This is a genomic window from Pseudomonas sp. PS01303 (genome assembly GCF_029959385.1).
GTDB classification, from domain to species: domain Bacteria; phylum Pseudomonadota; class Gammaproteobacteria; order Pseudomonadales; family Pseudomonadaceae; genus Aquipseudomonas; species Aquipseudomonas rustica.
The window spans coordinates 1-26,781 of the sequence record NZ_JASCPK010000080.1 but is presented as its reverse complement, the minus strand read 5'-3'; the positions used below and the strand labels follow the sequence as shown (position 1 = coordinate 26,781).

The following is a 26,781-nucleotide window of genomic DNA, read 5'->3' as shown; positions in this document are numbered from 1 at the left end:
GAGCAAGCCCGCTCCCACATTTGGAATGCATTTCAAATGGGGGAGCGGGCTTGCTCGCGAAGGCGGTCTTGGAGATATCGCACTTATCAGCGATGAAATGTGTAGCGATCCTTCCCCGAATGCTTTGATTCGTACAACGCATCATCCGCCTTGATCAACGCCTGAGTCAGGGTGTCGTGTTCTTCGACCCGGGTTACGCCGATGCTGATGGTCACCGGATACTTCGTCGGTTGTTCGCGCACGAGTCTGCACAATTCCCCGGCCAGTGCTTCGGCATCCTCCCGGCTAACATCGGTCAGATAAATCGCAAACTCCTCGCCACCCAATCGAGCAAAGTCATGCGCGTTCATCACCATTTTGATGTCGGCGGCAACGCGCTTGAGCACTTCATCGCCGATGTCGTGCCCATAGGTGTCATTCACTTTCTTGAAGTTATCGATGTCGATCATCAATAAGTAATGATCGTGTTCGCGCGGAACCGTTTGCAGGTGTTTTTCCGCGAGGGTCATGAAGGAACGGCGGTTGGGGATTTCAGTGAGGGTATCGTTGTAGGCCTGATCCAGCAGCAACTGCGACATGATGTAGTTGTAGAGCTTGGCCTCGCGCAGTTTGAGAAAGGTGTAGATGGTCAGTGCACACAGAAACACGCTGTAGCAAGCCGTCATGACCCCTCGCAATTCGAAGAGGCTGATGCTGGTATTGATAAACGGGTTGAGCAACGACCAGATGATCAGTTGCACGACGAAAAACGCCACGCGACTTAAGGGCAGTACCGAGATGCTGTAGAGCATGCTGGCGGCGGCAAGCACCAGCCAGGAACTCTGCACAATGTCCGGTACACCGTAGACAATGAGCCGGACGCCAATAGTGAGACTGAGCACGAAGAGCACGGTCAGCACATCAAAGTGACGTGCCTTGCGGGTGAACCCCAGCACGACGGTCAGAATCGAAAACAGCAATAGAAAAACCATTGAACGCCAGGTGAAGCCCTGGCCGCCGAGGAAGCTGACGATCAGATCAAACACCAGCCACATGAACGTGCTGGTGAGGAAGATCAACACGCTGAACCGGTGGAGGCGCTCGAATTCGTGCTGGACGAACTCGGCGCGCACTGCTTCCGGCGCGGTTTTTTTCAGCACTTCGTCTTCAATGATTTTGTACATCGATACCCTGATGTTTGCGCTGGTTGTCGAGGATCACCTGGCCCCATGGGCGGTAACGCAGGGAAAATACGGCATTTGGATGACAACCGGTAGATGTCACGTCAGGTGCGCTGGGCTCGGCATGAAATGACTGGCCGTCACGACTGACCTGTCGGAACGCCTCACGCACGATACCCACCGAGCAGGGTAGTTCGCCGGCATAACCGGTGCGTACCAACGGGGCCAGGCGCCCGGTACCCGCACCGTCCTGCCACCAGACCTGAATTCCGGCAGCCGCCAGATCGCCCAACCACTTTCCATTGACCGACGGCGCGAGTTTGCCGGCACTGAATGCGCTGATGTGCAGCGGAGCATCCAGTTTGCCCGCCAGATCCGTCAGTTGGCGTTGCAACGTCGCCCGGCGTTCTGCGGCGAGAAAATGCAAGTCGTCGAGCTCCAGTGGCAGGTACCAACCCGTTACCGGCAACTTCCAGTCCTTGCGCAGCTTTTGCTGCTGCGCCAGTGTCTGGCCCAATTGCGCCTGCCAATAAGTGGCGAGGCCGGCGCTGTCGAGTTCATCGATGCGCTGGTAGTAGGCCGGATCCATTTTCAATCCGAGTACCAGCTGCAAGCCTTGCCGCTGCGCCAGTTTCAAACTGTTGGCGAGCCAGCCATTGGCACCACCGAAGTCTGAGTCACCATACGCAGTCCATTGCACGATCAGCGTCCGCGTGCCTTGCTTTGCGCTGTCTTGCCAGATTTTTTGCCATTGCGTCTGGCTGAGACTGGCATCGACATTAAGCGGTTGATAGAACACACGCTCATCAGCACGCACAGCGACGGCGCTAAGCAACAAGCAGAAAAACATTATCCAGCGAGCCATCAGAAATTCCACTCCACGCCCAGCAGCACACCGTTGCCGCCTTCATACAAATTGCCGCCCAGCGACTGTTGATATTCGGTACGCACCGTCAGTTTCGAGCGGTAGGCGTTGTAGCGGTCATCGTCGTACCACCATTGCCAGCGCAAACCGACGCCAGTGCGCAGATCCTGACGCCAGTCGTTGCTCGGATCCTGGCTGGTGAATTCAAGAAATCCGTACGGCATGATCGTTTGTGCGCCATTGAACGGCAGTTTCCACGTATGACCTTGCTGGAAACGCGATAACCATTGGTGATCGCCGGCCTTGGTCCACCAGGCGGCGTCGAGGTAGAGGAAGCGTTCATCCCATTCACTTTCGTCGACGCGCCAATCGTTGCGGTACTTGCCCTGATCAAGGAACGAGGCGGTGGCGCGTAGCAGGTAGTCGGTGCTGGTTCGACCATACCGGTCGTAGTCATGCCCTTGATCCCAGACTTTACCGGGATTGAACAATTCGCCCAGACGCATGCCGTTGCTGCCGTCATCGCTGACACCGGTCTGCTTGTAGATTTCGGCGTAGAAGTTGATGTTGGCCGTGCCCCACGGCTTGTAGCGCAAGCCCACGCCGGTTGCGAAGGACTCCGCGTAACTGGAGCGACCGATGCCGCCCAGTAAAGCACGGCCATAAACCGACAACGTACTGCCGGCGCGGCTTGGTTCCTCACCGAGCGCGTGATCCCACATGGCGACCTGCACGTTTTGCGACTGCGCAACACGTTTGCTGCCTTCGTTATCGTCGGCGCGTAAAAAGTCGTTGGTCGATACCCCAGCCGGCGACCAGGTACTGGCAATCGTGAAGTTATCCCGCCGGGACAAGGCCTCATGAGCGCGGCGTTGACGATAGCGACGAGCCTCCATGCTGCCGTCTTCATCGTCCGCCGCAACCGGGTTCTGTTCGAGGTCGATCACGCGACGCAATTCCTTGCGCGCGGAGGCGCTGTCCTCGACTTCGTCGTAGCGCCAGGCCAGGGTTTCGCCCAGACGATAATCCTCTGGGAAGTCGCGGGTCGCCTGTTGCAGATAGGGGATTGCCCTGGCGCGCTCTTCGCGGGTTTGTGCGCCCGACAAACGCATGCCGTAATCGGCGCGGTAGCGTGGGTTTTCCGGATCGCGGCGCACGGCTTCGGCCAGCCATGCGGTGCTTTGTGACAAATCACCAACCTTTTGTGCGGTGACCGAAGCGGCATAAAAGTGCCCGGCATCCGGTGCTTTCAATAGGGCCTGGCGTTGGCGTTCCAGCGCCTGTACATGCGCGCCGCGAGCATCGGCAATCGCCGCGCCTAGCGCCCATTCGTTAGCCCCGCGAGTGTTGCTCTGTTGCCAGAAACGCTCGGCGGTTTGGGCGTCGCCGGCATTCAGAGCACTGCGGCTGGCGGTCAGACGAGCGTTGTCAGTGAGCTCCGCAGCGGGGATGCTGCGCCAGATCGCCAAGGCCCCGGCGGAATCGCCGGCAGCTTCGAGCGCATAGGCCAAAGGCAAACGACTGCTGCGGTCTCCAAGTTTCTCGGCTTGCTGGTAATAAACGACGGCTTCGCCGGGTCGATCGGGCATCGCACAACGGCCGAGGGCGCGGAAGTCGCCAATTGCTTGTGGGTGACTGCCGATGGCCTGCTGCACGACATCGCACTGACCTTTTTCTGCCAGTTGTGCGAGCAATTGCCCGCGAGTGGCGCCGTCGACACGACCGATCAACGACGCCATGCGTTGCTGCTGGGCCGGCGTGATCTCTGTCAGAGAGGTGTAGATCCCGGCGAGACGCTGCAGCGCGGTGGCTGGCAGACGTCCGCCATGACGGTCGTAAGCGTTTTCCAGCAATTGCTGTGCGTGCGCGCGATCGCCGCTATTGAACGCGAGAAAACTGGCCTGATTCAGTGAGGCCAGATCGCCGGTCTGGCGGTAATGGTATTCCCACAAGGTCTGTTCTTCAGTGCGGCGCCCCATGCGCTGCGCCAGCTCCGCGCGGCGTTTGACCACCGCAGGGGTTTGCGTCTGACCGGCGAGCCAGACCATGACCTTGCTGCTCTCACCCTGTTCCTGCCAGACATAGAGCAGTTGCGCTTGCCGCTGGCTCTCCCAGGGCTGCGGCAGTTGTGTACTTTGCAACAGGTCGGTGGCTTGCAGACGTTGCGCCAGAACCAGCCAGGCTTGGGGATCATCTATTGGCTGACAACCACGCAGTTGCACCCGTGCAGCTTCCGGATCGTGTCGCGACAGCCAGTCGACGGTTTCCAGGCAAGGGCGCTGCAAGTCGTTGCTGAGACGCTGGACAGTCGGCACATCATCAGTCTGCCGCGCCAGCTCCCACAGCCGCTGACGTTGTAACGGATCGGCCAGATCCGACGCCGGCAATGATTGCAGCCAGCGCTGAGCCTGTTGATCGTGGCCCATGGCGATGGCGCGATCGACCATCGCCAGTCGAACTTTGCGCGCCGCTTCAGGGCTTGGCGCCTGTTGCAGCAGTTGTTGCAGCGGTTGCTCATCAAGGCGTTGCACGTAGGCATTGGCCAGCCGTTGCCAGCCTTCGGTATCGAGTTGTTGACGCGCCGCCAGCGGCGCGAGTTCTTCGATGGTGCCGCTCCAGTCACGCAATTGCTCGGACCAGTTCGAGCGCGCCAGACGCAGAACATTGTCGTCACCCTTGGGCGCCAAGTGTACCAGCCAGTCGTGGGCTTTGGCGGCACCGCCGAATTTGGCCAGACTCAAGCTGTAGGCCTGCCACAACCGCACACGGTCGTTGAGGCTGCTGGTGGCCATCCATTGTTCGACTTGAGTGCTGGTCGGTGGATCCTGTTCGATCCAGGTCAGGCGAAAATCGAGAACTGCCTCGCTGTTATCGTTCGGCAACGCTTGAACGGCGTCCTGATAGCGCCGCTGTTTGGCCAGCGACTCGACCAGCATGGCGCGCGCCTCATCGTTTTTCGGCACCTTTTCCAGCAGGTGCCGCATCAGCCGTTCGACTTCTTTCCAGTTACCTTTTTTCGCCTCGCGGTAACTGCGATCCATATAGGGATAGCTGCGGAACTGTTCGAACTCGCTCAATGGTGCGGCTTGCAGTGGGTACGCGGTACTCAAACCAAGCAACAGGCTGCCCATCATCAGGGAATGACGGTAAACAGGCTTCATGCGACCTCCCGGACAATGCGGTAAGCAGCTTGCTGTTCACTCGTCTGATCCGCCAGCGCCTGTTCGAGTACTTCGCGGGTGATCATGCCGCGGTCGATCAGGTGCTCGCCGAGCGACATGTTTTCCGCATCGAAATCAATCAGCGCTTGATTGAACAGAGTGGGCGGCACCATGCCGCGAACCTGCAACAGGTTGCCCAGTAACACCTGATGGCGGCTGACGCGTTCCAGCAAGGCTTCATCGTCCTGATGACGTTCAAGCACTTGGAGCATATGACGCACTTCCTCATTCTGACGGGGGCTGGCGTACCAGTAACGAATCCCCAGAGTCACACGGCCTTGCGGTGCCAGACGGCTACGCACCGGACGCTTTAATTGTCGGCTGATGGCGCCTAGGGAGACCTGACTGACCGGGCCTTCGGAGGCAAGCACCAGTGTTTCGCCTTCCTCGGCCACGGGCAGAACGCCGTAGTGCGAGGCGATGCGGCGCGGCAAGGCATCAATCAGGCGCTTATCGAGTTTGAACGGGTTGAGTGGCGCCCATTCCAGATCAAGCTGCTCGGCCAGTGCCTGCACCAGTTGCGTGCTGTCGATGTACCCACGCAGTAACAATTCCCGACCGAGTCGGCGACGAACCGGACTGGTGATGGCAGCTTCCAGTTGTTCTTCGGTAATCAAACCTTTCTCGACCAGACGATGCCCCAGCGGTACGCGTTGTGCCTTGGTCAGCGCAGGGAATTCGTGGGTGGTCTTGTCCCAGGCCACGCGCCGCGAATCGCCCATTTCCATGACCTGGCGTAGCGCGCGGAGGTTGGCGAAGAAGTTGACGAAGTTGCTCCACATCATCCGTGGCGCCGACAGCAGGCCTTCAACCAGACCGTAATAGCGGGTCACGAACCAGCCGCGCTGGAACAGACGATTGAGCAGCATGAAACCGTTAAGCCAGAGCAGCACCGGTAGTAATGAACTGTCGGAAAGAATCGACGGGTAGCGCCAGGAGTCCGGAGAAATCACCGTGACCAACCACATGACCAGCAGCACTGCGAACAGCAGATTGACCAGAAAGCTGAGCATGTAGGCGATCAACCCGCGGCGATCGCGCCACAGGAAATAGTTGAGCAGGCCGGTGCTCCAGCCGAGGTTCTTCGTGCCTTGAAAGACGATGCCGACAATCCAGCGCGATTTCTGCCGGATCGCGTGCTGCAAGCCGCGCGGGAAATGCTCGCGCACGCAGATCACTTGGGAGAACTCGCGGTTCATGCCGAATGCCCACGGCTGTTCCAGCGCCAGTTTCGGATCACTCACCGAGTAACGGGCGAAAATGCACTTCATGCCTTTTTGTTTGAGGCGGAAGCCGATGTCATAGTCCTCGGTGAGACTCTGAACATCGAAGGCAATGCCGTCGCCGTCTTCGAGCAGGGCGCTGATCGCTTTGCGGCTGAAGCACGTACCGACACCGGCGCTCGGCACCTGACCGGTCAGGGCTTCGCGAACGATAACGTCCTTGCCGTGGTTTTCGGCGAACTCGTCGACATAGTGGCCGGCGGTGAAGCCTTTCCATTCCGGTGCGTACGGATAAACCGGGATCTGGATCAGATCCTTGTTGGGCAGCAGATAGTTGTAGAGGCGCAACTCCATCGGTGAAATCACGTCTTCGGCGTCATGCAGGATGAACCCGGCGAACTGGATTTTCGCCTCGCTCTCGAAACGCAGAATGGCGTCGATGATGTTGTTCAGACAGTCGGCCTTGCTGGTCGGTCCGGGGCGGGCACAAACCACTTTGTGTACGTTGGGATAGTGCTGGCAGACCGCGTCGACATCCGCTTGGGTCTCGGCGTCGTTGGGGTAGGTGCCGACAAAAATCTGGTAGTTCTCGTAATCGATGGTCGAGGCCGCCAGGCGGGCCATTTCGCCGACCACACCGACTTCATTCCACGCCGGCACCATGATCGCCAGCGGTTTCTCGGCAATCGCATACAGCCGCTGCTCGTCGGCGCGTTCGAATTTATCGTAGATCCGCCAGCGCCGGATCAGCTTGCGACTCCAGTACACAAGGTCAATGAACAGGTCATCGAGACCGAGGAAGAACATCAGCAGGGCGAGGGCAATCGCCACATATTTGAGACCAAACAGCACATACGCAAAAAAATCGACCCAACCCAGACTCATACCCCGTCACCCGCCGTCGAGCGAGCGCTCAACCAGGCGTGGAGGCGGGTGGCAATCAATTCGCTGGCGTGACCATCGCCGTAAGGAAAGTGCACCCGGCTCATGCGGGTGTAGGTCTCTTCGTCATCAAGCAACCGCGAAGCTTCGTTGATGATGCGTGCCTTGTCGGTGCCGACCAGCAACATCGTGCCGCTTTCCAGTACGGAGGGGCGTTCGGTGACGTCGCGCAACACCAGCAATGGCTTGCCAATCGCCGGCGCTTCTTCCTGTACGCCGCCGGAATCCGTGAGGATGAAATGCGCACGGCCCATCAGCCAGACGAAATGCGGATAGTCCTGCGGTGCGATCAGGTAGATGTTGGGCGTGTTGGCGAGCATGCCGTAGACGACTTGCTGCACCAGTGGATTGAGGTGCACCGGGTAAACGAATTGCACGTCCGGGTAACGCGCGGCCAGTTCCGCCAGCGCCTCGCAGATGTGAGTGAAGCCATCGCCCAGGTTTTCCCGACGATGGCTGGTGACCAGGATCATTCGACGCTGATCATCGAGCTCGGCCAGCGGGGAGTCGGCGGCCGGTTGCCATTGCCTGTTTATCTGCTGTTCGCGCGTCCACAGCAATGCATCGATCACGGTGTTGCCGGTGATTTCGATGTTGTCTTGCGGGATGCCCTCACGCAGTAGATTGGCGGCGGCTTTAGAGGTGGAGGGGAAGTGCAGGTCGGCGATAACGCCGGTCAAGCGTCGATTGGCTTCTTCCGGCCAAGGTGCGCGCAGATTGCCGGTACGCAGACCCGCTTCGACGTGGCCGATCGGCAGTTGTCGATTGAACGCGGCGAGGGCGGCGATAAAACTGGTGGTGGTATCGCCGTGTACCAGCACGATGTCGGGTTTGACCCGCTCGTAGGCTTGGTCGAGTTCTGCAAGCAGATGTTGCGACAGACCATTAAGGGTTTGGCCCTGGGTCATCACTTGCAGGTCTTCATCGACTGTCAGTTCAAAGGCGTCGAGCACCTGCGTGAGCATCTCGCGATGCTGGCCGGTGGAGCAGATGTTCAGTTGGATGTCCGGCCACTGACGCAGAACCCGAGCAAGCGGGGCCATTTTTATGGCCTCCGGGCGAGTACCGAAAACCATCATGACGTTGAAAGACATTGACCCCTCCTGGGACGTGGCAACGCTGTGACCAGATGGTCTGCAGCGTGTGTTCTCTTACTGAGAAATAAAGGAAAGCAGCCGGATGGGAGCTTGTCCAATCCGGTTCGACGCTTGATTGATACCGATCATGTAGAACGAAAGTGCCATCGGTTGATGGCTCTTAGCTGGCACTTTCAGGAAAAGTTCCCAAGGCGTGCACAGAATTGGTGCGTCGAATGACTGCGCATCGTGTAAGAGGTGAAGCCATGAGGCGCAATCGATATTTCAAAGGTTTGAATATGTCTCATGTGAGAAACGCCGGCGGAGATCACCACATTGGGGATTTGTCTTACTAATGCCGTAGAGCGTCCTTACAAAGCACCCAGAAACGTCCGAGTAATCCGCGTGGTACCTTCAAATAGGTGGGAGTCAGGAGCTCTTGGGAGTGCTATTTTTAGTACCAATCAAAGCACTCCAAGGAGCACCCTCATGGCACATATCGTTCTTTCTAACGTGGTAGCGAGCATCTCTGAATTGAAAAAAAATCCGATGGGTACCGTGGCTGCTGGGGGAGGGCAGTCTGTAGCAATTCTCAACCGAAACGAGCCGGCGTTTTATTGCGTGCCGGCAAAAGAGTACGAGGCAATGATGACGCGTCTGGAAGATCTGGAACTGATTGCGCTCTGCAAGGAAAGGGAAAACGACCCCACCATCAAGGTTTCAATTGATGACCTATGAGCTGGAATTTTCCATACAGGCGTTGAAGGAATGGAATCGGCTGGATGCTAGCCTTAGGGAGCAGTTTAAAAAAAAGCTCACGGAACGGCTCCGTCACCCCCATGTTTCAGCTGATCGACTCAAGGGTTTAGGCAATGCTTATAAAATCAAGCTTCGCAGCGCGGGTTATCGATTGGTCTACCGCGTAAGAGACGAAGTATTAATCGTGACAGTGATAGCGGTCGGTAAAAGAGCACGTGGAGAGGTTTACGATAACGCGGCAAAGCGTTGAATCAACGTTAAAGCGGATTTTTCGCTGCACTGAATCAGCGCATTCTTATCTGAATTGGGAACCTGCTACCCGCGCCTCGTAGCCAACGGTAGCGCTGACAATCAAATCGCTTTGATAACTTCACTTCCCACACTTCAGCCATCCCTTTGATTCAAAAAACATTTCAATCCATTGCAGATTCCTCGTGATTCCTGTGGCACACTTTCTGCTGTCTATTCCGTAGTAACAAACCATGTTCCGGTATAGCGGAATAAACACAAATCTGGAGTGCTTGCCATGCATCGCCGTCCTTCCTTGTTTAAAGCGTGTGTTTTTGTTCTTGCAGCTTCATCCACCGTCATGGGTCTGGCCCAGGCGGCCGACAGCAAGCTCGACAGTGTTCTCGCCCGGGGCAAGTTGATCGTGGGCACCGGCAGCACCAATGCGCCGTGGCACTTTCAGGGCGCGGACGGCAAGTTGCAGGGATTTGATATCGACATCGCCAGGATGGTGGCCAAAGGTTTGTTCAACGACCCGAGCAAAGTCGAGTTCGTGGTGCAGTCGTCCGATGCGCGGATTCCCAATCTGCTCACCGACAAAGTCGACATGAGCTGCCAGTTCATCACCGTGACTGCCAGCCGCGCTCAGCAAGTGGCGTTCACGCTGCCGTACTACCGCGAAGGCGTCGGCCTGTTGTTGCCGAACAACAGCAAGTACAAGGAAATTGAAGACCTGCAAGCCGCTGGCGACAGCGTGACCGTGGCCGTGCTGCAAAACGTCTACGCCGAAGAATTGGTGCACCAGGCGCTGCCCAAAGCCAAGGTCGATCAGTACGACAGCGTCGATCTGATGTATCAGGCGGTGAACTCCGGCCGCGCCGATGCCGCCGCCACCGACCAGTCTTCGGTCAAATACCTGATGGTGCAGAACCCTGGCCGCTACCGCAGCCCGACCTATGCGTGGAGCCCGCAAACCTACGCCTGCGCCGTCAAACGTGGCGATCAGGACTGGCTGAACTTCGTCAACACCACGTTGCATGAGGCCATGACCGGCGTTGAATTTCCGACTTACGCCGCGTCGTTCAAGCAGTGGTTCGGTGTCGATCTGCCTTCCCCAGCGATCGGTTTCCCTGTCGAATTCAAATGAATACTGCTGCGCTCGAAAATACTGCGTTGAAAACAGCCTCGAAATGCTCATTGACTGACGTCAACTCCGCTTTTTCGCCTGTTTTCGCCTTGTCTTTTCTTCGCTCGCGACGTTTCCAAATTGCTGAAGGAAGAGTGGGGCGATGCATGTCGCCCCGCTCAAGGTACTGCTGACCATGAACTATCAGTTGAACTTTGCCGCCGTGTGGCGCGATTTCGACACCTTGCTCGCGGGGCTCGGTCTGGGCCTCGAACTGGCACTGGTGTCGATCGCCATCGGCTGCGTAATCGGCCTGCTGATGGCGTTTGCGTTGCTATCAAAGCATCGCGCCTTGCGGGTGCTGGCTTCGGTGTACGTCACGGTGGTGCGTAACACGCCGATTCTGGTGTTGATTCTGTTGATCTACTTCGCACTGCCGAGCCTGGGGATCCGTCTGGACAAGATCCCGTCGTTCATCATCACGCTCTCGTTGTATGCCGGGGCCTATCTGACCGAGGTGTTCCGTGGTGGCTTGCTGAGCATTCCCAAAGGGCAGCGTGAGGCCGGGTTGGCGATTGGTCTCGGTGAGTGGCAGGTCAAGGCTTACGTCACCGTGCCGGTCATGCTGCGCAATGTCTTGCCGGCGCTGTCAAACAACTTTATTTCGCTGTTCAAGGACACTTCGCTGGCCGCTGCGATTGCGGTACCGGAGCTGACCTATTACGCGCGCAAGATCAACGTCGAGAGCTACCGGGTGATCGAAACCTGGCTGGTGACGACGGCGTTGTATGTCGCGGCCTGTTACCTCATTGCCATGCTGCTGCGTTACCTCGAGCAGCGTCTGGCGATCCGCCGATAGGAGGCTGCGATGTACGAATCTCCCAGTTGGTTAAACGAGTTGTGGATTGCCCGCGAGACGTTGCTGCAGGGCTTTCTGACCAGCGTGCAGGTGTCGGCGCTGGCGATTTTGTTCGGCACGATGCTCGGCGTTGTCACCGGTCTGGTGCTGACCTACGGCAAGTTCTGGATGCGCGCACCGTTCCGTTTCTATGTCGATCTGATTCGCGGCACGCCGGTGTTTGTGCTGGTGCTGGCCTGCTTCTATATGGCGCCGGCGCTGGGTTGGCAGATCAGTGCGTTTCAGGCGGGTGCGTTGGGCCTGACGCTGTTTTGCGGCTCGCACGTTGCCGAAATCGTTCGCGGTGCGCTGCAAGCGTTGCCCCGTGGGCAGATGGAAGCGAGTCAGGCGATTGGTCTGACGTTTTATCAGTCCCTCGGCTACGTACTGTTGCCTCAGGCATTGCGGCAGATCCTGCCGACCTGGGTCAACTCGTCCACGGAAATCGTCAAGGCCTCGACCTTGCTCTCGGTGATCGGCGTCGCTGAGTTGCTGCTCAGCACGCAACAGGTCATCGCCCGGACATTCATGACCCTGGAGTTTTACCTGTTCGCCGGTTTTCTGTTCTTCGTCATCAACTACGGCATCGAGTTACTCGGCCGGCACATTGAAAAGCGGGTGGCCTTGCCATGATTGAAGCTCCAGTTTCCAACCTTCAGATCGGCCAGCCGCTGCTGGATATTCGTGGCCTGCACAAACAATACGGCGCGGTCGAAGTGCTCAAGGGTGTCGACTTGAGCATGCAGCGCGGCAACGTGGTCACGCTGATCGGCTCCAGCGGCTCGGGCAAAACCACGCTGCTGCGTTGCGTGAACATGCTCGAAGAGTTTCAGGGCGGGCAGATCCTGCTCGACGGCGAATCGATCGGCTACGACGAAAGCAACGGCAAACGCGTGCGTCACGCGGAAAAAGTCATCGCTCGTCATCGTGCGATGACCGGCATGGCGTTCCAGCAATTCAACCTGTTTCCGCATTTGACTGCACTGCAGAACGTCACCCTTGGCCTGCTCAAGGTCAAGAAGATGCACAAGGATGAAGCCGTGGTACTCGCCGAGAAATGGCTTGATCGCGTTGGCTTGCTGGAGCGGCGCAATCACTTTCCCGGCCAGTTGTCCGGCGGACAGCAACAGCGTGTGGCGATCGCCCGGGCCATTGCGATGAACCCGAGTCTGATGCTGTTTGACGAAGTCACCTCAGCCCTCGACCCGGAACTGGTCGGCGAAGTGCTCAACGTGATCAAGGGGCTCGCTGAGGACGGCATGACCATGTTGTTGGTGACCCACGAAATGCGTTTCGCCTTCGAGGTTTCGGACAAAATTGTATTCATGAATCAGGGGCGAATCGAAGAGCAGGGGCCTCCCAAGGAGCTGTTCGAACGCCCGCAATCGCCGCGTCTGGCTGAGTTTCTGAAAAGCACGCGGTTTTAAATATTCACTTTTGTAACCAGGAGAAACACCCATGAGCATTACTCGATACGGCACCGGCAGCACCGCCGCTGGTGGCCAGCCACGCCCATTCGCCCGCGCCGTTGAAGCCGATGGCTGGCTGCACGTGTCCGGCCAGGTGCCGGCGGTGGATGGCGAGATTATTGTTGGCGGCATCGTCGAGCAGACGCACCAGACCATGAAGAACCTGATCGCGATTCTCGAAGAGGCCGGGTATGGCTTGGAAGATGTCGTGCGTGCCGGCGTGTGGCTGGACGATCCACGGGATTTCAGCAGTTTCAATAAGGTCTTTGGTGAGTACTTCAAACCTGAGCACGCACCGGCGCGGGCCTGTGTGCAGGCGAGCATGATGGTTGATTGCAAGGTCGAGATCGACTGCATTGCGTACAAGAAGAAGGCCTGATCAACGCCATGATCGTTCCCACGCTCTGCGTGGGAATGCCTCACGGAACGCTCCGCGTTCCAAGGGACGCAGAGCGTCCGGGGCTTCATTCCCACGCGGAGCATGGGAACGATCATTAGCGGTAAACTCCCGGCGACTTTGAATGGGAACCCACTGAAATGACCGAAGACACCATCAAACGCCGGGCCCGCGGTCTGGATCGGGCGTTCGATATCCTCGATTTCCTCAAGGAAATCGGCCAGCCGCTGCGCCCGAATGATATCGCCAACGGCATCGGCAGCCCGAAATCCACGGTCTACGAACTGGTTGCCTCGTTACTCGAGCGGCGGATTCTGGAACCGGTGGGCAAGGACGGTCACGTTTATCTCGGCCGGCAGCTGTACTTCCTCGGCCAGGCGCATTTGCGTCATTTCGACCTCAGTCGCGAGGCCGATCACGCCTTGCAGGAGATCGTCAGCCAAACCCATGAAACCGCGCAGATGTGCCTGCTCAACGGGCGCAAATACACCGTGGCATTGATGAAGGAGGGCGAGCGACATTTCCGCATTTCTTCCGACATCGGCGAAAACGCACCCATCCCATGGACGGCTTCGGGCCGTCTGCTGCTCGCGCATTTAAGCGATCAGCAAATCCGCGACCTGATCGACGAAGACGATTACATCCTGCCCGACGGCGAGCGTTTGCCGATCGAGCTGTTTCTGGCGCAGATCCGTCAGGCCGGCATCGACGGATTCTTTTCGTTCGACAGCGTTGCCGACACCTTCACCCATTGCTTCGCCGCGCCCGTCAAAGACCCGCAAGGCGTGGCGATTTGTACGCTGTGCATCGTCGCCCCTCGGGCCGATGCGAAAAACAATTACAACGACTATCGCCGGGTGCTGATCGAGAGTGCTAACAGCCTCGCCCGACGAATCAACGAATAAACGCGGCTGCCTGCAGCCGCGAATGTGAGGAGTTCGACCATGACGACTGTCATCAATTCTGCTGTAGATAAAGGTGATGCGGCCATCGGTGCCCATCTGGCGCGTGACGTCAGCCTGCCCGCGCTGGTGCTGCACCGCGAAGCGCTGGAACACAACATTCGCTGGATGCAGAAATTCGTTAGCGACAGCGGCGCCGAACTCGCGCCCCACGGCAAAACCAGCATGACCCCGGCGCTGTTCAAGCGTCAGCTCGACGCCGGCGCATGGGGCATTACCCTCGCCAGCGCGACCCAGACCCGCGCCGCTTACACCCACGGCGTGCGCCGGGTGCTGATGGCCAACCAATTGGTCGGCACGCCAAACATGGCGTTGATTGCCGATCTGCTAGCCGATCCGTCGTTCGATTTCTACTGCATGGTCGATCACCCGGACAACGTCGCCGATCTCGGCGCTTACTTCGCCTCGCGCGGGGTGAAGTTGAACGTGATGATCGAGTACGGCGTGGTCGGTGGCCGTTGCGGTTGCCGCAGCGAGCAGGAAGTGATCGAGCTGGCCAAGGCGATCAATGCACAACCGGCACTGGCCCTGACTGGCATCGAAGGTTACGAAGGGGTGATTCACGGTGATCACGCGGTCAGCGGCATTCGTGAGTTCGCCGCGTCGCTGGTGCGTTTGGCCGTACAGTTGCAGGACAGCGGCGCGTTCGCGATTCCGCAGCCGATCATCACTGCCTCTGGTTCGGCGTGGTACGACTTGATCGCTGAGTCGTTCGAAGCGCAGAACGCTGCCGGACGTTTCCTCAGCGTGTTGCGCCCGGGCAGTTACGTCGCGCATGACCACGGCATCTATAAAGAAGCGCAGTGCTGCGTGCTGGATCGTCGCAGTGATTTGCACGAAGGCTTGCGCCCGGCGCTGGAAGTCTGGGCGCATGTGCAATCGCTGCCGGAGCCGGGTTTTGCGGTGATCGCGCTGGGCAAGCGTGATGTGGCTTATGACGCCGGTTTGCCGGTGCCGTTGTTGCGTTACAAGGCTGGAGTTGTACCGGCAGTGGGCGATGATGTCGGTGCGTGCAAGGTGACGGCGGTGATGGATCAGCACGCCTTCATGACCGTAGCGTCGGGCGTTGAACTGCGCGTTGGCGACATCATTTCTTTCGGCACCTCGCACCCGTGCCTGACGTTCGACAAGTGGCGCACCGGGTTGCTGGTGGATGAGCAGTTGAAGGTGATCGAGAGCATGGAGACCTGTTTCTAAGGCTCAAGACCGCGTCGCGGCCATTCGCGAGCAGGCTCGCTCCCATTTTTTGGAATGCATTCTAACTGTGGGAGCGAGCCTGCTCGCGAAGAGGCCGGCCTAGACAGCATCGAATCAAGAGACACCACCCAATGAACACCCTAAGCCCCCTGGGCCCCAACACCCCACGCATCGCCCTGATCGGCGAATGCATGATCGAGCTCCAGCAACGCGCCGACGGCAGCCTCCAGCAAAGTTTCGGCGGAGACACCTTGAACACCGCCGTCTACCTGTCCCGAGCCCTGGGCGACAAGGCGCAAGTCGACTACGTCACCGCGCTCGGCGATGACAGCTTCAGCGACGCCATGTGCCAGATCTGGACAGACGAAGGCATCGGCCTGGGCATGGTGCAACGCCTGCCAGGTCGCCTGCCGGGCCTGTATTGCATCCAGACCGACGCCAATGGCGAACGTCGTTTCCTCTACTGGCGCAACGAAGCGGCCGTCCGCGATTGCTTCACCACGCCGGCCGCCGAGCCGATTCTGGCCGCGCTGCCAGATTACGACGTGTTGTATTTCAGCGGCATCACCCTGGCCGTGCTCGGTGCGCAAGGGCGCGAGAAACTCATCCAGACCCTGATCGAAGCCCGCCAACGTGATGCGCGGATCGTTTTCGACAACAACTACCGTCCACGTTTATGGACGTCGGTGGACGCTGCACGCGCGGCGTATCGCAGTGTCCTGCCGTACGTTGACCTGGCCTTGCTGACGGTGGATGACGAACAGGCGCTGTTTGGTTTTGCTGATTGCGATGAGGTGTTCGCCACGTACGCGCAAATCGGTACGCCGGAAGTGGTGCTCAAACGGGGCGCTGAAGCGTGCCTGATTCGCTGCGAGGGCGAGGTGTTTGAAGTGCCGGCGCAGAAAGTCGAGAAAGTCGTTGATACGACGGCGGCGGGGGATTCGTTCAGTGCGGCGTATCTGGCGGCGCGGTTGATGGGCGACAGTCCTGAAGAGGCCGCGCGGGCCGGGCATCAATTGGCCAGCCGAGTCATTCAAGTTCCTGGTGCACTGATCCCCAAAGATTGAAACACATCCCCTGTAGGAGCTGCCGAAGGCTGCGATCTTTTGATTTTGACTGGCAAGCAAGATCAACAGATCGCAGCCTTCGGCAGCTCCTACGGGAGTTGATCAATCGCGGTAAAAAACCTGCACCAAGTGATACCCGAACTTGCTCTTGATCGGCCCATGCACCGTACGCAGCGGCTTCTTGAAGATCACTGCATCAATCGCGCCGACCATCTGCCCCGGCCGCACTTCCCCCAGATCCCCGCCGCGCTTGCCGGACGGGCAGGTCGAGAATTTTTTCGCCAGCACATCAAACGCTTCACCCTTGGCGATGCGTTGTTTGAGCTGTTCGGCCTCGTCGGCAGTTTTCACCAGAATGTGGCGGGCTTGGGCTTTCATCGTACGGTACCTGATAACGGGGTGACGGCGGGGCGCGGATTATGCCTCAAGTCACGGAGTTTGGCTGAGCATCGTGCGGATCTTGCTGGCCAGCAGTTCCAACGCAAACGGTTTGGCGACCATGTCCATACCGTCCTCAAGAAAGCCCTGACGTTCAGCGGCTTTTTGCGCGTAACCGGTCATGAACAACACCTTCAACCCGGGGCGATGCTGTCGGGCAATCTCCGCCAGTTGTCGACCGTTCATGCCCGGCAGGCCGACATCGGTCACCAGCAGGTCAATGCGCGAGTCGGATTCCAGCAACGGCAGGGCGGACGTCGCGTCTTGCGCTTCATACCCGCGATAACCCAACTCTTTCAATAGATCGAGCACCAGCATGCGCACCGCCGGGTCATCCTCGACCACCATCACGGTCTCGCCGCTGGCCGTGGGGGGCGTAACGCTCACCGGTTCAACCTCGGCGGCTTGCAGTTCAGGCGTTTTCAGTCGAGGCAGATACAAACGCACGCACGTGCCTTGACCCGGCACGCTGTCGAGGCTGACATGGCCGCCCGATTGCTGGGCAAACCCGTAAATCATCGACAGCCCCAACCCCGTGCCTTGACCAATCGGTTTGGTGGTGAAAAACGGATCGAACGCTTTTGAGCGCACGGATGGCGTCATGCCGGTGCCGTTGTCGCTGACCGCGAGCATCAAATAATCGCCAGCCTTGACCGGTTCCAGCGTGGTGATGTCGCTGCCATCAAGGTAAACGTTGGCCGTCTCGATCAGCAGTTTGCCGCCCTCGGGCATCGCATCGCGGGCGTTGATCACCAGATTGAGCAGGGCGTTTTCCAGTTGGCTGACATCGGTGCTGACCGGCCAGGCATTGTCGGTCAGACGCAGTTCGAGCTCGATCGGATCGCCTTTGGTGCGACGAATCAGGTCTTCAAGCGAATGCACCAGTTCGTTGACATCCAGTTTCTTGCGATCCAGCGACTGACGCCGGGAGAACGCCAGCAACCGATGGGTCAGCGCTGCCGCCCGATTCGCCGAGGACACGGCCGCTTCGGTAAAACGACCGATCTCGTCGGCACGACCGTTGGCGATGTAGCGCTGCATCAGGTCGAGACTGCCGATGATCCCGGTCAACATGTTGTTGAAGTCGTGGGCGATACCGCCGGTGAGCTGGCCAACCGCTTCCATTTTCTGCGCGTGACGCAATGCATCTTCGGCACGCTCACGCTCGAACATCTCGTTTTGCAAACGCTGATTGGCCTGCGCCAATTGCTCGGTGCGGGCGCTGACCCGTTCCTCGAGTGTCTCGTTGAGATTGCGCAGCGCTTCTTCGGTCTTTTTCCGCTCGGTTTCATCAATCACAAAAATATAGAAACCGTTGACCGCGCCATCCGGCCCGTGGCGCGGCACGTAATTCATCAGCGCGTGGCGCGTGCTGCCGTCGCGATGGGAGGTGTACAGGCTGAACGAGCACGACCGGCCCGCCAGTGCTTCAGCAATGTACGGCGCCCGCAGGAAATAGGCTTCTTCACCGATGACATCACGAATGGTGCGCCCGAACAGCTCCTGCGGGGTTAAGCCGTACCAGTCCAGATAAGCGGCGTTGTTCAGGCGAAAACGTTCTTCCTGATCGACATAGCTGATCAGGATCGGCATCGCGTTCATGATCAGTTGCAGCTCGGTCTGACTTTGCCGCAGCGCCTGTTCGGTGTGTTTGCGTTCGGTCAGATCCAGCGCGGCCCCGAGAAAACGCATGGGCCGGCCATGGTGATCCTTGTAGCAACGGCCTCGGGCAAACACCCAGCGCAACTCGCCGTTGGGTTGCAACAGGCGGTATTCCTCGGCGTATTCGGTGCCGTGGGTGATGCAATGTTTGATGCTGCGGGCAACCATCGCGCGGTCTTCGGGGTGCACGCCTTGCAGATATTCGCTGATCGGCAACTGACTGGCACGTACCGGGTCGACGCCATGCAACTGCGCGAAATGCGCGTCGGCAATAAAGCGATCCTCGCCAATGTCCCAATCCCACGTGCCAACCGCATCGGTTGCAGCGAGGGCCAATTGCAGACGTTCTTCGGTTTCCTGCTGGGCCTTCAAACTTTGTTCGGAGCGTTGCTGCAGTTCCAGGGCAATGCGTCGACGTTCATTGGTTTCGATGGCCGTGACCAGAATCCCGGCGACCTGCGCATTTTCATCGCGGATAGGGCTGTACGTCAGATCAAGCCAGAAGTCGGATTCCTGCCCGTCGCGTTGCAAGGTGAAACGCCTTTCACTGTAGGTGCGCACCTGGCCTTGTAGGACGGCGCTGTAAATCGGGTCAGTGAATTCTCTAAGTTCCGGCCATATCTGGTGTGCAGGCTGTCCGAAAGCGTGCGGATGCTTGTGGCCGGCGAGCAACGCGAAGCCGTTGTTGTAGATCTGCGTCAGTTGGGAGCCCCACAGCAGCAACATCGGCATGGGCGAGTGAATCACGATGTCCACCGCAGTACGCAGGCTCTGCGGCCAAGTGCCAGCGGCGCCCAACGGGCTGCGACTCCAGTCGGTGCGGGCAATCAGAGCCTGGGCGTCATCAGTGTTCGGTACAGCGTTCATCGTTGGATCCTGAGGTTCGGTCGGTGAGGCGGCGTCTACTATGCTTGCAGAACGGTAGACGCTATGGGGCCGGGCGCGTCACGCGGCGGCTCATTTCGATCATTCAATGCTTCGCGGGTGTTTTTTGCCATGGAAATCGATGCACTGTTAACTCAACTGGCCAGCAAACACGGCTCGGATCTGTTTCTGTCGACGGGCGCGCCACCCAGCGCACGTTTCGACGGCGTACTGACCGCGTTGAGCGATCAGCCGTTCAAACCCGGTGAAGTGGCTGCCATCGCCACCTCTTTGATGGACGCCGAGCAGCGCCGCGAGTTCGAACGGGATCTGGAAATGAACCTGGCGATCTCGCGTACCGGCGTCGGACGTTTCCGGGTGAACATCTTTAAACAGCGTAACGACGTCTCGCTGGTAATCCGAAACGTGAAGCTGGACATTCCACGCTTTGAAGATCTGAAGTTACCGGCGGTGTTACTCGAGACGGTGATGCTCAAGCAAGGCCTGATATTGATTGTCGGGGCGACCGACTCTGGAAAATCCACCACGCTTGCGGCGCTGATCGATCACCGAAACCGTCACAGCACCGGGCATATCGTCACCATTGAGGATCCGATCGAGTACATCCACCGCCACCAGCGCTCGATCATCAACCAGCGGGAAGTCGGGGTCGATACTCGCAGTTTCCATGCAGCACTGAAAAACACCCTGCGCCAAGCGCCGGACGTGGTCATGATCGGCGAAATCCGCGACCGGGAAACCATGGAACATGCGCTGGCATTTGCTGAAACCGGGCATCTGGTGTTGTCAACTTTACATGCGCACAACGCCAATCAGGCATTGGAGCGCATCGTGAATATGTTTCCGGAAGAGCGTCGTCCGCAGCTCACACAGGCATTGGCAAACAACCTCAGGGCCTCAGTTTCGCAGCGCTTGGTGCGCACGCTCGATGGGCAACGACGTGCGGCCATTGAGGTCATGTTGGGAACACCGACCATTGCAGATTTGATTCGCCGTCATGATTTGAATGAACTTAAAAATATAATAGAGAAGTCCGCAGATGCGCAGATGCAAACATTTGATCAGGCGCTTTATCAATTGTTTGTAGAGGGGGCGGTCGATGAGGCTGAGGCAGTAAGGCATGCTGATTCGGCCAACAATTTAAGGCTGCGACTGAAGTTGTATTCAGAGTTGTCCACCGATGAGAACAACCCTTCTGCAGATTGGGGGTTGGTTTGAATTCGTAATGACTGTTGAATATCAACACAAGTGAAATAAGATTTTATGGTTCTCCTGTTTCTGTGTTTTCGTTTCTGGATAGTATCCATCTCGGTTTAATTAATGATCGAATGGAGTGTTCTAGATATGAAAGCAAGAATTGATTTCGCTGATCGCGTAGGTGATTATGTTTCACGTGTATACGCTGACGAAGCAGAACGTAAAAGCGTTATAGCTGGTTTGAAATCCGCTGTTAATGGGCGTGCCGATGATGAGGAGTTTCTATCAAGCCTTATGCCTAAGGTTCAATTGGTCGCCGAGTCGTCGCTGCATTTTGTTCATACGCCAGCAAGAATAAAATTGGCGGCGATTGTCCTGTCTTCTGATTTTCAAATACGGCTTCCCAATATTGCTATATTCGATTATGTCCGACTGACCAGTGAAGGTCGCCTGGAAGGGGTGCTGGGCCCGGAAGTCTATAATATTGGCGATATTTTGCAAAAGGATCCGGCCTACTCTGAAACTTACCTTTTGTTGACAGATTTCTGCAAATCTCTCGGCGGTGAAATCAACCTCGACGACAGTATCCGCATAGAGCACTGGTTGACCTTTCATGGGTTTAACGTTCCGGCGAATGTTGAGCATGCTAGAACACTGATGGCGTTTCTAGCATGGCAGTGGAGCTTTGAAGATGACTTGGGAGACTATTGGGATCATATCAATGGCCATGATGTGCCATCGGCAGTCTTGACGCCCTCTCAATGTGAGGAAATAAACGCGCTGACTGTAACGTTCGTACCTGTCGGAGGAAGTCTACTCGATACGCTGTACCGTCAAGCGACGCCGTCGTTTGTTGAAAATGTCAGTCGAAGAAATGCCAACGAAACAATCTCGAAAATGGTCACGCACCCAGCGGCTCTGGAACTGGCAAGGAAATATATCCGCGCCCTGGGTTGGTACGGGGCGCAGGATGAGTATGTTCAGGAAAATGAGCTTTCTCAGGTTCTGCTGACAGCATTGATACTGGAGCTCAATCCTCATGCTGCAGATATTAAAAGACGTAATTATTTGGATAGTTTCAATATTTATTCAGCCAATGAGACTGTTGACCAACCGCTCCTGACCGTTCGCGAACGCTTTGAGCAGCATTTGACCGTACACCATAAGATTCCCCCCGAACTTGCACCGCTAGCAGCGCATTTGCTTTTGGCTGACCTCGCTCCTGGTTTGTTGGTCAAGGATGTGCCGTTCAGTGTCACGGTCGGCTCCATTCCCTGGATAACGTTTTGCCAGGCGGTGATGTTCGTTGAGTTCAAATCCAAAGGCGCTTCGCGCTTTATGAATTATGACCAGATCATGCTGTTCTCCGACATGGATATGCTCAGCCCGACTTTGGGCCAATTGCAAAGCCTTGGGGGCGTCGGATCGATTGTGGATTGGGCATTGGTCAATGGTGTCATCACTGATGACGAGTTGGCCGCGTCGTCTTCGGATGCTTGCGCCAAGGCATTGGCAACGTTTCAGCAACACCTCGAACGTTTGACTCTGAACTCGACAATATGGAGAAAGATTCCACCGAATCGCCGAGAAACAGCCTTGACCGCGCTGAGGGCCGCAGCTCCGTTTTGTCAGGTTTTGGAGAGTAAAATTCTCAGGCATTATTCGGATAAGTTCGCAACTTCTTACAAAATGTCCATGTGTGATCTACATATTGAAGGGGATCTCACTTCTGAGGAGTGGGACAGGTATAAAGGCACCAGCATCTACTTTGAATATCCACATATTTCGAAATTGCCGTCGAATGACTCAGTGTTCAAGGAGAATGCGCGGGAGCATCTTCGCCAGCTCAATATGGCCATGATGTCAAATGTAAAACTGGTGCTGGCACAAATCCCTGAGAGCCAGCGTGATATTTTTGATAAACATGAAGTACATTTTTTTACGGTGCGCCCATCGGTTGCCGTGAAAGTCTATTCTTCTTCCGGTGGGTTGATAGGCACGGGTGGAGGAAAAGTCAGGTTAGTCGAAACTCAAGCGAACCGGGATGCGGCGACGGGGCGTTTTGGTGTGGTGATGTATGTTGAATATGGTAAGGATAAATATCTTTGCTATGAAATTTTTGCCATGCAGGGAAAGTGCTGGAGAAATGACGCGTTAGGTGATTTTATCAATCGAGCAGGCCGTATCAACTTGCCGTCCAGGGTGGATTACAAGGGTAATTTGCACGATCCGGTTCCTGAGCCCAGATACGCAGAAGAGTCGCTCGATCTCAATAGCTACACCCATGGCATTGAACCACGAGCCAACATGCGCAGCTTCGCGATCATGGACAAGCTGGGAAGTTTGCCGCCGGCGACAGTGGCCACAGAGCGTAAGAGCGGGATTTATCAGTACTTCATGAGTCCGAGTGCTGAAAGGATTGCCCAATACGTTATAACTCATCGTCCTTTGGCCACAGAAGATGAGTATGTCAAGGCGATGACTGATCTCACTGAGCGAGAGCTAGTTCACAAAAAAACTGAAGAGGTGGTGGGTTATCTCGTTGACTTAGTAGTGCCGTTCAAGAAGTGTATTGAGGATATTCAGTCTGGTGATAAAAATCGTATCGTGGACGGTGTGTATGGCTGCACTATGGATGCGCTCGGTATGATTTTTACCGTGTTTGCTATATCGACCAAAGTCTTGGTCGTTGCAACAAGGTCAGCTTCGCTGGCAGCGAAGATCACGAGCCTGGTGAAGTTTGGGTTGAAACTGACGGTTTCAACATTCAATCCCGTTGATGGCTTGCCGACGGCCGGCTACCAACTTTCAACGACACTGCTTAAAGGTGGTATGTCGTTGGGGAAATCGGGCATCAAGTTAGTTGAATCAGCCACTTTCCAGCTACGAAGAGTCACCGGCAGCGCCAGGTCTGTGGATTTGCTGCAACTCGCCAATTTGCCAACCATCAGCAAGGGCAAGTGGCGCCCTCGTGGCAGCATCGCTGAATATGTTGAGGTGTGCAGCGTCACCAGGAATAACAGTTGGTATGCGGTCAGTCGAAGCGGTAGGCCATGGGGCAGGAAAATGCTCGACTTCACGGGAACGCCACAGACGGCCCTGCCGCTTGCGAATAAAAGTCTGCCGGACAGTTACACCCGTGACGTAATCAGACAGGCTATGCCAATTGTCGACAGGAAAATTTCTTCAGCGATCGAGATATTGTCCAAACCGGAGTCGATTATTAAAACCGATGTCGTACTGGGCTTGTTTTTTGGATCGACGCCAGGGATGCGAGACAAGCTCATGGCCTTCTTGAGAATCGTCAGGGTTGACATTGATGGTTGGTCGATCAGTAACTTCTTCCTCGACCCGATGAAGGACAAAGTTCAGGTTGTTGAAGTCGACGCCTCGGTCTACGCAGATTGGAGGAGGGCGGCCGCAGGACAAAAGGCACACCATCAGTTTTTGAGCATTAATTGCGCCGAACTCAACAGCCGTTTCAGTTCTGCAGGTTTCAAAGTTGGTGAAGTCGCTGACGACCTTGTTCATGAGATGTTCCGTGCCAGTACCGGCAGATCCGAAGTATCGTCTGCCACCGTTTCATTACAAGGGCGCAAAGTTCTGAACGTTGCACCACTGTTGAACCTTGCCGCAGGTTATCTGGCAGAGTCGTCCGCGGACACAACTGTTCGCTATCACAGCGCATCGCGTGCGCTGGAAAATGCTGACACCTTTGCCGTGACAACGGCATTACTGCACCAGTTCGCGGTTGATGAGCCAATGTTTGCGCGAAACCTTGAGACAATTTTTGATGCCGTTGCCGCCAGTGCGAATAAGCCTATCGTGGGCAAGGTCGAGATAGAGCTGAATACTCGATAAGCGCTGCGATAAAAGCTGCGACAAGAATGCCTGCACCGATACCGCGAAGTGATCCGCGCTATCGGTGCCTGCTGGCTTAGTCTTTGAGCTCCGGCCGATCGCGATATTGCTCAAGTGCCCGCGGATTCGCCAGAGCATCAGTGTTTTTGACGGTGTCGCCGTGAACGACGTTTCTAACGGCCAATTCAACGACTTTGCCGCTGATGGTGCGAGGAATATCGCTGACCTCGACGATTTTGGCCGGCACATGCCGTGGCGTGGTGTTGGCACGAATGACCTGGCGAATCTGTTGTTGCAGGCTCTCATCCAGTTCAATGCCGTCCTTCAGGTGCACGAACAGCACGACGCGCACGTCATCCTGCCATTGCTGACCGATGGCCACACTGTCGACTACTTGCGGGATTTTCTCAACCTGACGGTAAATTTCGGCGGTACCGATGCGCACGCCACCCGGATTGAGCACGGCGTCCGAGCGGCCATGGATCAACATCGCCCCGTGGGGCAACTCTTCAGAGTAATCTCCCTGCGCCCAAGTCCCGGGAAATAGATTGAAATAGGATTGCCGCAGTTTCTCGCCATCTGGATCATTCCAAAGGCCAATGGGCATCGCCGGGAAATGCCGGGTACACACCAGCTCACCTTTCTCACCGATGACCGCTTGGCCCGCGTCGTTCCAGACCTCGACCGCCATACCGAGGCTCTTGCCCATCATTTCGCCACGGCGTACGGGCGACATTGGATTGCCGTTGACGAAGCACGAAACAATGTCGGTACCCCCGGACATGGAACTCAGGCACACGTCGGGTTTGACGTCGCGGTAGACGAAGTCGTAACTGCGTGGCGCCAGTGCCGAGCCAGTGCAGAGCAGCGTTTTCAGGCTGCTCAAATCGTGGCTTTCGCGGGGTTTTACACCGTTGCTTTCGAGCGCGGCGAGGAATTTCGGACTGGTGCCGAATACGCTGATGCGTTCATCGTCGATCAGATCCAGCAAGCGTTCATTGTCGGGCTGAAACGGTGAACCGTCGTACAACACCACTGCGCTACCGACGGCCAGCGCGGACACCAGCCAGTTCCACATCATCCAGCCGCACGTCGTGTAATAGAACAACCGGTCGCCGGAACCTAGATCGACGTGCAGGCCATGTTCTTTAACGTGTTGCAGCAACACGCCGCCGGTACTGTGGATGATGCATTTCGGCACACCGGTGGTGCCGCTGGAATACAACACGTAGAGCGGATGGGCGAAAGGCACCGGTATAAAAAACGGCTCGCCGCCAGTCACGTAAAACTCATCCCATAGCGTGACGTTTGCCAGCGTGTGGTAATCCTCGGCGCGGGCATGGGGCCGCGCGTACGGTACGACAATCAACTGTTGCAACGTCGGCAACTGTTCGAGGATTTCATTGAGTTTGGAGGTCTGGTCGATGTCGTTACCGGCATATCGGTAGCCCGCGCAGGTGATCAACACTTTCGGTTCAATCTGCCCAAAACGATCAATCACTCCATGGGTACCGAAATCGGGCGACGAGCACGACCAGATGGCACCGAGACTGGTGGTGGCCAGCATCGCCACCAGCGTCTGCCAGGTGTTGGGCATACATGCGGCAACACGATCGCCGCTGACGACCCCGGCGGCTTGCAGGCTGGCTTGAAATCCGGCGACCTGGTGCGCCAGTTCGGCCCAGGTCAGTTGTTCACGCTGGCCATTTTCAGCCACCGCAACAACGGCGACGGCATCGTCGCGACGGCGCAGCAGGTGTTCGGCGAAATTCAATGTGGCGCCCGGAAACCATTCCGCGCCGGGCATTTTTGCGCCTTCACGCAGCACCGCATCAGGTTGCGTATGGAAGCGGATATCGAAGAAATCTACGATGGCTTGCCAGAATTCTGCGCGCTGCTCGACGCTCCATTGGTGCAGGTCGGCGTAGCTGTCGAGGTGCAAGCCATGACGCTGATTGATCGAGCGGCGGAAGGTGTCCATCCGCGATTGGGCGATACGGGTAGCGTCGGGTTGCCAGAGGATGTCGGACATGGATTGCCTCTTGTTTTGGTGTTCGCAAACGATGTTCAGGTAATAGACCGCTAACTGTAGGAGTGAGCCTGCTCGCGATGGCTCAATCGCAGTCACACATTTGTCGACTGAGACAC

The 26,781-nt window shown here is 57.0% G+C and carries 20 protein-coding genes; 12 read left to right on the top strand and 8 right to left on the bottom strand.

The features are described 5' to 3' along the window. Positions 1–86 precede the first annotated feature (86 nt). From QMX93_RS19825 to wecB, 5 genes are read right to left on the bottom strand one after another with little or no spacing between them, the layout of a single operon-like run. Positions 87–1,163: a GGDEF domain-containing protein gene (locus tag QMX93_RS19825; protein WP_282357710.1), complete on the bottom strand. Its 1,077-nt coding sequence runs from the start codon at positions 1,161–1,163 to the stop codon at positions 87–89. Further along, the gene (locus tag QMX93_RS19820; protein WP_282357709.1) at positions 1,147–2,025 is read right to left on the bottom strand and encodes a DUF4434 family protein; all 879 of its coding nucleotides are present in this window, start codon (positions 2,023–2,025) and stop codon (positions 1,147–1,149) included. The genes QMX93_RS19825 and QMX93_RS19820 overlap by 17 nt, the downstream gene beginning before the upstream one ends. Beyond that, the gene (locus QMX93_RS19815) at positions 2,025–5,186 is read right to left on the bottom strand and encodes a phage receptor (protein ID WP_282357708.1); all 3,162 of its coding nucleotides are present in this window, start codon (positions 5,184–5,186) and stop codon (positions 2,025–2,027) included. Before QMX93_RS19815 ends, QMX93_RS19820 begins: the two co-directional genes overlap by 1 nt. Beyond that, on the bottom strand, positions 5,183–7,354 hold the full coding sequence (gene nrfB / locus QMX93_RS19810) for a cyclic di-3',5'-guanylate-activated glycosyltransferase NrfB (protein ID WP_282357707.1): 2,172 nt from the start codon (positions 7,352–7,354) through the stop codon (positions 5,183–5,185). The genes QMX93_RS19815 and nrfB overlap by 4 nt, the downstream gene beginning before the upstream one ends. Then, the gene (gene wecB / locus QMX93_RS19805; RefSeq protein WP_053120520.1) at positions 7,351–8,505 is read right to left on the bottom strand and encodes a UDP-N-acetylglucosamine 2-epimerase (non-hydrolyzing); all 1,155 of its coding nucleotides are present in this window, start codon (positions 8,503–8,505) and stop codon (positions 7,351–7,353) included. Before wecB ends, nrfB begins: the two co-directional genes overlap by 4 nt. A 471-nt stretch (positions 8,506–8,976) precedes the next feature. Here wecB and QMX93_RS19800 point away from each other — a divergent pair, with 471 nt between their 5' ends. From QMX93_RS19800 to QMX93_RS19755, 10 genes are all read left to right on the top strand, one after another. After that, a complete protein-coding gene (locus tag QMX93_RS19800; RefSeq protein WP_053120518.1) occupies positions 8,977–9,225 on the top strand; it encodes a type II toxin-antitoxin system Phd/YefM family antitoxin in 249 nt (82 codons plus the stop codon). Next, a complete protein-coding gene (locus QMX93_RS19795; RefSeq protein ID WP_282357706.1) occupies positions 9,215–9,496 on the top strand; it encodes a type II toxin-antitoxin system RelE/ParE family toxin in 282 nt (93 codons plus the stop codon). Before QMX93_RS19800 ends, QMX93_RS19795 begins: the two co-directional genes overlap by 11 nt. A 276-nt stretch (positions 9,497–9,772) precedes the next feature. Then, entirely contained in the window at positions 9,773–10,621 is an 849-nt protein-coding gene (locus tag QMX93_RS19790) for a transporter substrate-binding domain-containing protein (RefSeq protein WP_282357705.1), read from the top strand. Between the two features lie 175 nt (positions 10,622–10,796). Beyond that, complete coding sequence (locus QMX93_RS19785) at positions 10,797–11,459, top strand: amino acid ABC transporter permease (protein ID WP_003225455.1); 663 nt, start codon at positions 10,797–10,799, stop codon at positions 11,457–11,459. Positions 11,460–11,468: 9 nt separating this feature from the next. Next, positions 11,469–12,131 (top strand): amino acid ABC transporter permease, encoded by a 663-nt coding sequence (locus QMX93_RS19780; protein ID WP_282357704.1) that lies wholly within the window; start codon positions 11,469–11,471, stop codon positions 12,129–12,131. After that, on the top strand, positions 12,128–12,925 hold the full coding sequence (locus QMX93_RS19775; protein WP_282357703.1) for an amino acid ABC transporter ATP-binding protein: 798 nt from the start codon (positions 12,128–12,130) through the stop codon (positions 12,923–12,925). The genes QMX93_RS19780 and QMX93_RS19775 overlap by 4 nt, the downstream gene beginning before the upstream one ends. A gap of 31 nt (positions 12,926–12,956) precedes the next feature. Beyond that, entirely contained in the window at positions 12,957–13,346 is a 390-nt protein-coding gene (locus QMX93_RS19770) for a RidA family protein (RefSeq protein WP_007912330.1), read from the top strand. Positions 13,347–13,504: 158 nt separating this feature from the next. After that, entirely contained in the window at positions 13,505–14,269 is a 765-nt protein-coding gene (locus tag QMX93_RS19765) for an IclR family transcriptional regulator (RefSeq protein ID WP_159812387.1), read from the top strand. A 39-nt stretch (positions 14,270–14,308) separates the two neighbouring features. Next, entirely contained in the window at positions 14,309–15,523 is a 1,215-nt protein-coding gene (locus QMX93_RS19760; protein ID WP_282357702.1) for an amino acid deaminase, read from the top strand. 131 nt (positions 15,524–15,654) lie between these two features. Beyond that, positions 15,655–16,590 carry a sugar kinase gene (locus tag QMX93_RS19755; protein ID WP_282357701.1) on the top strand — a complete coding sequence of 312 codons (936 nt, stop codon included), beginning with the start codon at positions 15,655–15,657 and terminating at the stop codon, positions 16,588–16,590. A 102-nt stretch (positions 16,591–16,692) separates the two neighbouring features. Here the strand turns inward: QMX93_RS19755 and QMX93_RS19750 are convergent, their stop codons facing one another. Together QMX93_RS19750 and QMX93_RS19745 are read right to left on the bottom strand one after the other, a co-directional pair. Beyond that, entirely contained in the window at positions 16,693–16,968 is a 276-nt protein-coding gene (locus QMX93_RS19750; RefSeq protein WP_282357700.1) for a peptidylprolyl isomerase, read from the bottom strand. A 51-nt stretch (positions 16,969–17,019) separates the two neighbouring features. Further along, on the bottom strand, positions 17,020–19,557 hold the full coding sequence (locus QMX93_RS19745) for a PAS domain S-box protein (RefSeq protein ID WP_282357699.1): 2,538 nt from the start codon (positions 19,555–19,557) through the stop codon (positions 17,020–17,022). A 129-nt stretch (positions 19,558–19,686) separates the two neighbouring features. On the opposite strand from QMX93_RS19745, the gene QMX93_RS19740 reads away from it, so the two are divergent. Together QMX93_RS19740 and QMX93_RS19735 are read left to right on the top strand one after the other, a co-directional pair. Further along, on the top strand, positions 19,687–20,793 hold the full coding sequence (locus QMX93_RS19740) for a PilT/PilU family type 4a pilus ATPase (RefSeq protein ID WP_159812383.1): 1,107 nt from the start codon (positions 19,687–19,689) through the stop codon (positions 20,791–20,793). Between the two features lie 126 nt (positions 20,794–20,919). Continuing rightward, positions 20,920–24,633, top strand: a complete 3,714-nt coding sequence (locus QMX93_RS19735; RefSeq protein ID WP_282357698.1) for a hypothetical protein — start codon at positions 20,920–20,922, stop codon at positions 24,631–24,633. A gap of 76 nt (positions 24,634–24,709) precedes the next feature. Here QMX93_RS19735 and QMX93_RS19730 read toward each other — a convergent pair whose 3' ends face one another. Next, a complete protein-coding gene (locus tag QMX93_RS19730) occupies positions 24,710–26,665 on the bottom strand; it encodes an acetoacetate--CoA ligase (RefSeq protein WP_282357697.1) in 1,956 nt (651 codons plus the stop codon). Between the last annotated feature and the right edge of the window lie 116 nt (positions 26,666–26,781).

What these genes read in the sequence shown, in the direction of transcription:
- QMX93_RS19795 (WP_282357706.1), top strand. Translation starts at nt 9,215, where the DNA reads ATGACCTATGAGCTGGAATTTTCCATACAGGCGTTGAAGGAATGGAAT.
- QMX93_RS19815 (WP_282357708.1), bottom strand. Translation starts at nt 5,186, where the DNA reads ATGAAGCCTGTTTACCGTCATTCCCTGATGATGGGCAGCCTGTTGCTT.
- QMX93_RS19790 (WP_282357705.1), top strand. Translation starts at nt 9,773, where the DNA reads ATGCATCGCCGTCCTTCCTTGTTTAAAGCGTGTGTTTTTGTTCTTGCA.
- QMX93_RS19825 (WP_282357710.1), bottom strand. Translation starts at nt 1,163, where the DNA reads ATGTACAAAATCATTGAAGACGAAGTGCTGAAAAAAACCGCGCCGGAA.
- QMX93_RS19740 (WP_159812383.1), top strand. Translation starts at nt 19,687, where the DNA reads ATGGAAATCGATGCACTGTTAACTCAACTGGCCAGCAAACACGGCTCG.
- QMX93_RS19770 (WP_007912330.1), top strand. Translation starts at nt 12,957, where the DNA reads ATGAGCATTACTCGATACGGCACCGGCAGCACCGCCGCTGGTGGCCAG.
- QMX93_RS19765 (WP_159812387.1), top strand. Translation starts at nt 13,505, where the DNA reads ATGACCGAAGACACCATCAAACGCCGGGCCCGCGGTCTGGATCGGGCG.
- wecB (WP_053120520.1), bottom strand. Translation starts at nt 8,505, where the DNA reads ATGTCTTTCAACGTCATGATGGTTTTCGGTACTCGCCCGGAGGCCATA.
- QMX93_RS19800 (WP_053120518.1), top strand. Translation starts at nt 8,977, where the DNA reads ATGGCACATATCGTTCTTTCTAACGTGGTAGCGAGCATCTCTGAATTG.
- QMX93_RS19775 (WP_282357703.1), top strand. Translation starts at nt 12,128, where the DNA reads ATGATTGAAGCTCCAGTTTCCAACCTTCAGATCGGCCAGCCGCTGCTG.
- QMX93_RS19730 (WP_282357697.1), bottom strand. Translation starts at nt 26,665, where the DNA reads ATGTCCGACATCCTCTGGCAACCCGACGCTACCCGTATCGCCCAATCG.
- QMX93_RS19820 (WP_282357709.1), bottom strand. Translation starts at nt 2,025, where the DNA reads ATGGCTCGCTGGATAATGTTTTTCTGCTTGTTGCTTAGCGCCGTCGCT.
- QMX93_RS19780 (WP_282357704.1), top strand. Translation starts at nt 11,469, where the DNA reads ATGTACGAATCTCCCAGTTGGTTAAACGAGTTGTGGATTGCCCGCGAG.
- QMX93_RS19785 (WP_003225455.1), top strand. Translation starts at nt 10,797, where the DNA reads ATGAACTATCAGTTGAACTTTGCCGCCGTGTGGCGCGATTTCGACACC.
- nrfB (WP_282357707.1), bottom strand. Translation starts at nt 7,354, where the DNA reads ATGAGTCTGGGTTGGGTCGATTTTTTTGCGTATGTGCTGTTTGGTCTC.
- QMX93_RS19750 (WP_282357700.1), bottom strand. Translation starts at nt 16,968, where the DNA reads ATGAAAGCCCAAGCCCGCCACATTCTGGTGAAAACTGCCGACGAGGCC.
- QMX93_RS19735 (WP_282357698.1), top strand. Translation starts at nt 20,920, where the DNA reads ATGAAAGCAAGAATTGATTTCGCTGATCGCGTAGGTGATTATGTTTCA.
- QMX93_RS19755 (WP_282357701.1), top strand. Translation starts at nt 15,655, where the DNA reads ATGAACACCCTAAGCCCCCTGGGCCCCAACACCCCACGCATCGCCCTG.
- QMX93_RS19745 (WP_282357699.1), bottom strand. Translation starts at nt 19,557, where the DNA reads ATGAACGCTGTACCGAACACTGATGACGCCCAGGCTCTGATTGCCCGC.
- QMX93_RS19760 (WP_282357702.1), top strand. Translation starts at nt 14,309, where the DNA reads ATGACGACTGTCATCAATTCTGCTGTAGATAAAGGTGATGCGGCCATC.